General features: G+C 53.9%; 8 protein-coding genes and 1 pseudogene. 6 read left to right on the forward strand and 3 right to left on the reverse strand.

Annotation, left to right across the window (positions count from 1 at the left end; translation table 11 throughout):
- Nucleotides 1-126: 126 nt before the first annotated feature.
- The 6 genes from QP994_RS10510 to QP994_RS10535 all read left to right on the forward strand — a co-directional run bounded on the left by QP994_RS10510 (nt 127) and on the right by QP994_RS10535 (nt 6,638).
- Nucleotides 127-3,441 carry an RHS repeat-associated core domain-containing protein gene (locus QP994_RS10510; protein ID WP_284866713.1) on the forward strand — a complete coding sequence of 1,105 codons (3,315 nt, stop codon included), beginning with the start codon at nt 127-129 and terminating at the stop codon, nt 3,439-3,441.
- Nucleotides 3,442-3,456: 15 nt separating this feature from the next.
- Nucleotides 3,457-4,446, forward strand: coding sequence for a hypothetical protein (locus QP994_RS10515; RefSeq protein WP_284866715.1), 990 nt, complete (start codon nt 3,457-3,459; stop codon nt 4,444-4,446).
- A 279-nt stretch (nt 4,447-4,725) separates the two neighbouring features.
- Complete coding sequence (locus QP994_RS10520) at nt 4,726-5,304, forward strand: SMI1/KNR4 family protein (protein ID WP_284866717.1); 579 nt, start codon at nt 4,726-4,728, stop codon at nt 5,302-5,304.
- Nucleotides 5,297-5,956, forward strand: coding sequence for a hypothetical protein (locus tag QP994_RS10525; RefSeq protein ID WP_284866719.1), 660 nt, complete (start codon nt 5,297-5,299; stop codon nt 5,954-5,956). The genes QP994_RS10520 and QP994_RS10525 overlap by 8 nt, the downstream gene beginning before the upstream one ends.
- 92 nt (nt 5,957-6,048) lie before the next feature.
- Nucleotides 6,049-6,366 (forward strand): transposase, encoded by a 318-nt coding sequence (locus tag QP994_RS10530; protein WP_284866721.1) that lies wholly within the window; start codon nt 6,049-6,051, stop codon nt 6,364-6,366.
- A 35-nt stretch (nt 6,367-6,401) separates the two neighbouring features.
- Nucleotides 6,402-6,638 carry an IS3 family transposase gene (locus tag QP994_RS10535; protein ID WP_284866723.1) on the forward strand — a complete coding sequence of 79 codons (237 nt, stop codon included), beginning with the start codon at nt 6,402-6,404 and terminating at the stop codon, nt 6,636-6,638.
- A 14-nt stretch (nt 6,639-6,652) separates the two neighbouring features.
- On the opposite strand, the pseudogene QP994_RS10540 reads toward QP994_RS10535, so the two are convergent.
- The 3 genes and pseudogenes from QP994_RS10540 to QP994_RS10550 form a co-directional block, all read right to left on the reverse strand.
- Nucleotides 6,653-6,934: pseudogene (locus QP994_RS10540) on the reverse strand (transposase); the annotation flags it as partial.
- A 194-nt stretch (nt 6,935-7,128) separates the two neighbouring features.
- Complete coding sequence (locus QP994_RS10545; RefSeq protein ID WP_284866725.1) at nt 7,129-7,896, reverse strand: ATP-binding protein; 768 nt, start codon at nt 7,894-7,896, stop codon at nt 7,129-7,131.
- Nucleotides 7,897-7,901: 5 nt separating this feature from the next.
- Nucleotides 7,902-8,868 (reverse strand): Mu transposase domain-containing protein (locus QP994_RS10550; protein WP_502870051.1); only part of this gene is annotated, 967 nt, incomplete at its 5' end.

Consider the following 8,868-nt stretch of genomic DNA (forward strand, 5'->3'; position numbering starts at 1 on the left):
GGTGCGTTGAAGTATCACTACGATGATCAAGGCCGGATGTATGCCTGGACTGACCGCAATGGTGTGTCCTACTACTATCGTTTTGATGAGTGGGGTCGTGTTCACTCGCAGGTAGGTACTGGGGGTATGTTCCCGAATATTCTTTACTGGGGTCACGACACCGGTCAAGACGCACCACTTGGTGGAACAGTGTGTGTACTCATTGAAACAGCCGGCGAGTTTCAAGGTGACCCACTTACCCTAGGTGACACCGTGGTTGAGGACTACTTTAATCGTCTTGAACAACTCCCGCTTTATCAGGCACTTGTTGAAGGTGGGCTTGACGCAGCTGGTTTAACCGGTCGCGGCCGCACCGCGGAGCGTGATGATGATACATGGACTGTTCCACAACAATGGCTTCACGACGAGGTGCTAGGTGATATCCGCCCCACCGTTTACCGCTCTACCCCAGAAGGCGACGTATGGCGAATCATCACACCGGAAGGCGGGATTAAAGACGAGGATCACAATGACTATCACCAGGTCACCAGGACAGTTAATTCTGCGGGCGCCACCACCAGCTTCACCTACAACGAAGATGGTCTGATGGTTTCAAAGGAGCTTCCAAATGGTACGCGCTCCAGCATCGAGCCGGGGAAATGGGGTACGCCGGTTCGTAGCATCGATACCGATGGATCGGTAACTGAGTTTTGTCTCGACGCGTTCGGCCTTGTTGAGTCAGTGACATCTTCTAGTGGGGCAGTGACCGAATACCGCTACGACGTTCGGGCAAGCGGAATTGTACCGCAGGCAACTCGTCACGCGGACGGTACTGTAACTGAGGTTGAGTGCGACGATGCTGGACGGACGCTTGCTGTAATTGATCATGCCGGTCGACGTTCCAGCATGCTGCGCGATGTTCGAGGCTTAGTTGTTGAAAGTATCGATCCGGTTGGGGCAGTCACCACGGTGCGCTACACCCCCGAGGGCTGGCCAGCGGTAGTCGAAAATCCGGATGGCACCTCAGTGAGCATCGAGTATGACAGCGAGGGCAACAGGGTTGCTCATACAAATGAGATCGGCGCAACGGGAACAGTTAAGTACACCGTTTTTGACAAGCCGAGTATGTCAATAGATTTCTGTGGAGCGACGACGCGTCTTGAGTACAACACTCAGATGCAGCCAATTGTCTTGCTTAATTCTGACGGCAACCGTTGGTCTTACACCTACGATCTTGACGGCATGCTGGCAGGTGAGCTTGATTACAACGGAATTTCCTCCTCTGCAACGGTAAGTCCGGACGGTTTGCTGGCAACTGTAACGACACCAGCGGGTACTACGTCCCAGTTGCGGCATGCAGATGGCCGCACTAAGTCAATAACCGACGCGTCCGGGGTAACGAAGTTCATCTACGATGAATTTGACAGACTAACGAGGATCAGTGGACCTTCCGCGACTATCGATTACATCCGAGACGAGTTCGGACGTACGACGGCTGAGCGCATAACGCTCCTAAGCGGTGAAACAACCGAACACAGTGTGGAACTTGACCGCATTGGGAACATACTTTCAGAAAGTATTGCTCTCCCCCTTGGAGATACGTTTAGTTCACGTTTCATGCGTGATGGTGAAGGCGAGATTATTCGTTCCGAGCACTCACGTATCTCTTTGGGTTCTGAGGTAAGTGAGTCAATCGCCGACATTGAATACGGTGTCGACGAGCGAGGTCGTCGTAACCACATGCGAACCGGATCTCTCATTCAAGACTTGTTAACGGATGATCGCGGGCGGACAACCGCCGTCTCGCTGCTAGCATTTGACTCATCATCTGCAGGTGGAATGAGAACCGTATCTTCTCGCATGTTTGAGTGGCGCGAAGATGGGGCTCTTAAATCCGTTGCAGATTACCTGCGCGGGATCACCACATTTGACCTTGATCTGGCTGGGAGGGTTACTCGACTCACCAGGACTAATCGAAGTGCTGACCCAAAAGCTCCACTCACTACTGGGCAATTATCACTTGGAGAAACCACAGAGGAAGCTTATGGTTTCTCCTCTGCGGGGGTGCTTAACTTCATTGACGCGAAGGAACACTCACCATCAACCGCATTGGGAACTAACCGCGGTCCTTCCCAAAAGAAGACGATCAACCAAGCAGCTTTGTCCGGCGTTGATTCACGGGTGGAGTTCGATGGCACGATGCCTACCAGAGTTGGCCGAACGACTTACACCTACGATAAGGCTGGGCGGGTTACTCAGACTGTCACCAAACGGATCAGTAAGAAACCTTTGGTGCATAAGTTCTTCTACGCATCAGGCGAACAGCCAATCGGTTTCACGACATCGGACGAGCCGGGAGTTGGATATCGCTACTTTTATGATCCTCGGGGGCGCCGCGTGGCGAAGGAGCGAGTAGACATCGAAACTGGTGAGCTGCTCACACGCACGGTATACGTTCACGCGGGGGAGCAACTCGTGGCAGAGCAAATCACCTTTTCTGCCGCCGATGAGACATTGATCAGCGAGCACAGTTTGGTGAACCGTGAAGCTTCTGATGAATCTCTGTGCCATGATCTGGGCTCGGGATATGTGTGGATCACCGATCCAGCGACAGTTCAAGTTGTCGGCCAAATCAAACTGCGTGGGCACCAGCGCGACGGTTCAACCACGCCAGGAGAGACAATTGCCGACTTTGTGTTTGTTATGACAGATCTCGCCGGTTCACCCCAAGAACTTGTCAGCCCTGTGGATGGGACCGTTGTTGCTTATGCCGAACAGACTCTCTATGGCAAGCGCACCTGGTGCGGCGCGGAGTCCTCGCCTTTGCTATACGCAGGCCAATACCTCGATGCGGAATCCGGATGGGCGTATAACAGATGCCGCTACTATGACCCTCATGCGGGAATCTACAACGCACAAGACCCCCTCGGAGTCAGTCCGCATTTGGCCTCTGCGCAGGGATATGTAGGCCACGCTGCTCATTGGGTAGATGTATTCGGCTTAAAGGCGCACCAAGTCACCGCGCAGGATTTGCGCAATGCAGGTGTGAAACCGGAAAAGATTGATGAGACGATGGAGTTTCTCAATAGGAACCCGAGTGGCAACGACTATCATTTATACAGCTATGGGCATGAAAATGGGCCAGGAATGAAGTATGTCGGTCAGTCAGTCGACACCGACAGACGAGCACTCGAGCACGGCGACAAGTTTAAGACAAAAATGGAAGTAGCGGACATAGACCCTGGTCAACTTAATGATGGGGCCGATGCTTTCACGCGTTACCAGGCACGGGCCTTCGAAGAAGCTAAGATCTCTGAGATAGGTTTCGATAAGTTCGGAAACAGCGACACCTTGCTGCACAATCGACGCCACGAGATAGCTACGTCTAGAAGCGTGCACGAAGGTGCGGTCCAGTGGGCCAATTGGATGATGGACAAGGGCGCACTTAAATTCGCTCACTAGGGAGGAACTCTAAAAATGACGTATTTTATGCAGTTTGATTCTTCGATGAAGGCGATTCGGCCGACGGCGAATACGCGGTTGCGTATGCCAACTGTTCGTGGGGATGTTGAGGTGCATATTTATGCGACTAAGTTTCGGCAGATTGGCCCGTCTTTAGTTGCTGTGCCGCTTACTGATGACAATGTGCGTGTACTTGGCCTTGACCCGGAGGCACACACCACAACGAGTCGTTGGATTATCCCGCCGTTTCCGTTGTTGAACACTGCTTTTACTAAAGGTGGGCCGTTTATTCGTGATGGTAAACTATCTGAGGACTGGCCTGGTTTTAACATCGAGCACACTGCAGTCATTCACGGTGACTACCGCCCGGGTTTGCCGGGGTTTGTGCCTGAAGAGTTGGATTATCCCCTTGATGTCACAGAGGTGGACACCACTGATTGGACCATTAAAATGTGGATTAGCGGTGCTGCCACTCGTCAAGCAGAGCCAGAAGAGCGTGACTACCTTCTGATTCCTTGGGCATTTTTTTCTGTTGGCCACATGGATTTGTGGTTGGAGCAGTATCGTTGTTTCCATTTGGGGTTGGATATTCCCACTGAGTTGAGTCCCCCGGATGAGGACATTGATGGTCAACGCGATGAGTGCACTACTGATGCTGGTATGCGCACGAGTGTGATCAGGCTTGATGAATCGGCTGGTGATGATGCTGGGAAGGACACGATGTATGCCAAAGTCCTTGTTGATAGCCGGCTTGATAAAGCAGTGACAGAGGCAGGGGGTGACGCTAGTGGGTATTTTTTGGATGCTGTGTTGAGGTATTGGCAAGCTATCAACACTATTGCTGCTGGTGTTGAGTTGGATCCTGAAGGCGAGGGCATTGGTGTTACTGGCCAGCCTGATGAGGTTGCTGTGGTACGTGAGAAGCTCAACGGTCTGCCCGCTGATGCGGCGCAGCTGGGTGTGTTGATCGCGGATGTTGAATCTGCTGGTATCAGCATCGACTAACCCCACTCACCGCATGCTTGGTTCGGACTAAGTGTGCACAAGGGCAGGGTGATCACTCGTGGTATTAGTGGCCCGGACCGGTTGCGTCCCTTAGTGTGGTGTAACGCTTGCTGATGGTGGGCCCGGGAAGATAGCGGGCGGCCACACGTTTCGCATCTCGGGTGGGCCGCGCGGGGCGTCGAAAGTTGTTAGAGGGCTTTAGCCGGGAGAACATCTGATCGCCCGGCATGCAGCTACAGGCTAGGTGCACGCTTTTTATCCCGAGCTTAGGATGGCTTCATGGATTACTCAGAGGTGTTTGTTGCTCCGGCTCGGCCGTGTGATGAGGCGAGGGTTCAGGAAATTGAACGTAATCTTGGTCTGCAGTTGCCGCAGGGGTATCGGGAGTTGATTAAAAGTTGTGGTGGTGGCACTGTCGCGGCTGAGTATGAGTGCTCACGTAGGTATGACGGTTGTTCTTCGACGAGTTTTGAGGCTATTGATCTGATTTATGGTCATGGGCCGCGGGGAGATTCGGTGTATGGGTACAACCTTGATACGGATGCGTGTTGTATCGCCAAAATTTGGCGTTATCCGAAGTGGGGGCTGTTTATTGGCCAGGGTAGTGGCACTGTTCATACTCCGTTGTTGATGAATATTTCTCATCCTGCTTACCCGGTTGGGGCAATTATTTACCTGGATTTGGAAGAGGAGGAAGAAACGCTTATTTACCAGGATTGTGATGAGCTTGTGGAGGATCTTGTTGATCCTTTTGTGCCGCCGATGCCTGAGGGGTTTTACGATCCTTTGAAGATAGTGTTTTCTGACGATCATGATCACCTGATTTTGAGAAAGGATGATGGTTACGACCTTGCCTGACATTATTGCGGTTGAGCCAACTGCAGAGAAGCTTTTGTTGCCTACGGTGGCGCAGCGTTTGGCGCTGCCGCCTCGTTCTACTCCTGCGTTGGAACGCTTCGGTGAACAAGCTCTTGATGAGTACATCCCTAGTTTTGAGGTCATTGGGGATGGGATTATCGGGTTGACGGTCAACCACCCGTACCCAACCCCGCTTGCAAAGAATCGGGCACATCTCGCTATTGAGAACCATGTGTGCCTTGCGGTGCCCAAATTCAATAACGTTATTACCCGTGGTACGGAACGTCCTACTCACCGCATTCGGACCTACGAGGATGATCTGCCGTATTATTCCCCAGAACTGATCGATGAGAACCTTGAGTTCATGAACAAGATCACCATCCCTGACGGGGATGAGAGTTTTATTGTTGTTTCTCAACGCAACAGTGATGATGAGGAGGATGATTATGATGATCTGCGTACCAGTCATATCCGTGCGCGGTGGGAGGCTGAGAACCAGGACTGGGCTGTAGAATACCGCAATGCGGATACAGGTGAACAGTTCTTCACTTTCACTCCGTCGAGTGATGAAGTTGCACGTTTGATTAAAGGGTGGGTCACCCACCGAAAGGATATCGCCAGCTTGACCAGCTGGACACCACGCCAACAATAAACGCACTTGCACTGAACTGCTGTGAACTGCCCTGAGGTTACCCTCGTTTAGTGGACACCCAACTTGTACGGATGTTGTGTCCGTAGGAGAGGATGTTCATTGTGAGCCAACAACGCAAGAAGTACACGCCGGAGTACCGGCGTGAAGCCGCGAATCTCGTGATTGAGTCGCAGCGCCCGATCGCCCAAGTGGCCAGAGAGATCGGTGTCGCCCCGGGGCTTTTAGGCAAGTGGGTCAAAAATGAGCGGGAGCGCCGAGGCGCAGCCGATGGGATGAGTGAGGCGGACCTTCGGGCCGAGAATGCGCGGCTGCGCCGGGAGCTGGCAGAGGCCCGGATGGACAACGAATTTTTGTCAAAAGCGACAGCCTTCTTCGCCGCGAAGCAACGCGAACAGAAAAGTTCGAACTAATGCGACGAGAGAAGGCAAACTACAGCATCAAACGCATGGCACGCCTGTTGAAGGTGTCTCGATCCGGCTACTACAAATGGTCCCATAACCAGCAGCAACGGCTCTTAGGAAACGATGATCGGGCAGCGTTTTATGACGATGTTGACCGCAAGATCCACCAGATCTGGGCAGACTCCGATCAGGTCTACGGTGCACCGCGGATCACTGCGGAACTTGCCGAGGGTCAAGTCCCGTGTAGTGGTGTAGCCGTTTGTGCTTTCGGCTCGGTATGAAGTTGGGGGTTTGGTTAGGCGGTTAGTTGGTGGTGGTCGCCATGATCACCTCCTGTTTGGTACATGAGGCGTTTGGTGTGTTCGAGTGCAGATAGTGACATGTAGCGTTTTTGTTGGATCCAATCGTCGTGCTGTTCAGCGAGGACCGCGCCGACAAGCCGGATGATGGATTCGCGGTTCGGGAAGATGCCAACGACGTCGGTGCGCCGGCGGATCTCCCGGTTGAGCCGTTCAGTGGGGTTGTTCGACCACACCTTTGTCCAGACTGGTTTCGGTGCTGCGGTAAACGCCAGCACCTCATCGAGTGATTCCTCCAAATTGTCGATTCGGGGTAGTTGGTACCGTGAGTCCGCGTAGTTGGTACCGGTGTTCCACGTACCCGGTACTGCAAGGGGTGTTCAGAAGACTGAAATGGTAGCGGTGTGGTGAGTATCTGGTAGCGCCTGAGTGAGTATCCGGTAGCGGTGTCTCACTCAGGCGTTGTGGGTGGTTATGCGTTGGTGGTCAGGCGCATGTTTGGTCCTTCGAGTGTGATGATCTCGGCGCCGGAGACGAGTCGGTTGAGGATTGACTCGGAGATCACGGCGTCGGGGATGGATTTGTACCACTCCCGTGGGGTGAATTGTGAGGTCACTATCGTTGAGACTTTGCCTTCTCGTCCGGCGAGGATGTTGAGAAGTTGGTGCGCGGTCGCGGCATCAATAGGTGTGGTCAGGAAGTCATCGAGGACCAGGACGTCGACGTTGTGGAGGTGTTGGATGAACTTCAGCCGTATGGGGTCATTGGGTTGCAGGACTGCCAGTTCGGCGGCGAGCATGTCGGTGCGGAAAAACCGTGCGGAGTAGTCGTTGCGGCATGCTGCTGTGATTAGTGCTTGGGCGAGGTAGGTTTTGCCGACTGAGGATTTGCCCAGGATGACAATGTTTTGGCCCAGGTGGCACCATTGTCCATGAGCGAGTCTGCTGACTTGCTCGGGGTTGATGTTGCGGTCAGGTGTGCAGACCACGTTTTCAAGGCAAGCATCAAGGTTCGGCGATCGGGATGCTTTCAGCAGTTTGTTGATGCGTCGTTCGCGCCTGGCTGCGACTTCTTTGTCGAGTGCGTAGAGCACCTTTTGGGAAAACGTCCATGCGTCGAATGCGGGATCGTTGGCAATCTCGATGACGCTTTGTCCAAAGGCAGTCATCCGCAGCGCGGTGAAGTCAGCCAGGGCGGACTCGTCAAGGAAGCGATCTGTTGGCGGGGTTGGTGATGACATGGGCTTTAGTGTCCTTTCTTAGCGAGGTTGTCCATGCTGAACTGGTCTGCACCACCGAGAAACGCGCCGGTGGTATCCCGGTCGGTGATTGCACGGGAGGTGGGCTGGTTGGTTGTGGTGCTGCGCGGGGCCTGGTCTAACCCGCGGGGCCGGGTGGCGTGTTCTTTGCGTATGGCGGCCATCATGTTTTTGACTGCGGTATATGACACCGCCCGTCGGCTGCCGTCGTTGGCCATCAGGCGCTGGCATGCCTCTTCCAAGATTGGTTTGTTGCCGTGTTTGCCCATCGACAGCACGTTTCTACAGGATTGGTACGCCTGGGCCGGGATGGCTTTCGCCGCGATGAGTTCTTCGATGACCTTGCGTGTTGCCGGGCCGGTTTTTTGGGCTTCGCGATAGAAGTAGTCGCTTGTCCACAGCCCACGGGTGGAGTCCATTCCAGATGGAATGTGCTCATAGTCAGTGACATAGGCCCCACGCTTAGGCGAAACCCGGTGGGTCGCTACGGTTGTCCCCTGGTCAAAGACGGTCAAGACCTGGCCTGTGATGCGCACATCGACAGTGCGGCCAACAAGCTGGTGCGGAACGGAGTAGCGCACCGTTGCAACCGTGATATGGAAATCCGGGGCTACTTTCGCACGCTTCCACTCAGTGTGCTGCCACGGGGTTGGAGGCAGATCAGCAAGGAGATGCTGCTCGTGTTGTTCAAAGAGATCCCTGCGGCTTGACTGCTGACTGCGAAACGGCACGGAGGTGTTGATCGCGTCGACTAAGCCCACAATCTTTGCGTTGAGCTCGTCTACGTCAACACACTGGTGGCCTTCAAGGGCGTGGATGACTGTGTGGGTGACGATCTTTACCGCAGCTTCCACATTCGCTTTATCCTTCGGCCGACGCGCGCGTGTGGGAAGTGCTGCTGTGTTGTAGTGCTCCAAGAACTGCTGGTAGGTGTCGTTGACCTTCCGATTCCTA

Origin of the sequence: Corynebacterium sp. MSK044 (assembly GCF_030232825.1) — a bacterium.
Taxonomy (GTDB): Bacteria; Actinomycetota; Actinomycetes; order Mycobacteriales; family Mycobacteriaceae; genus Corynebacterium.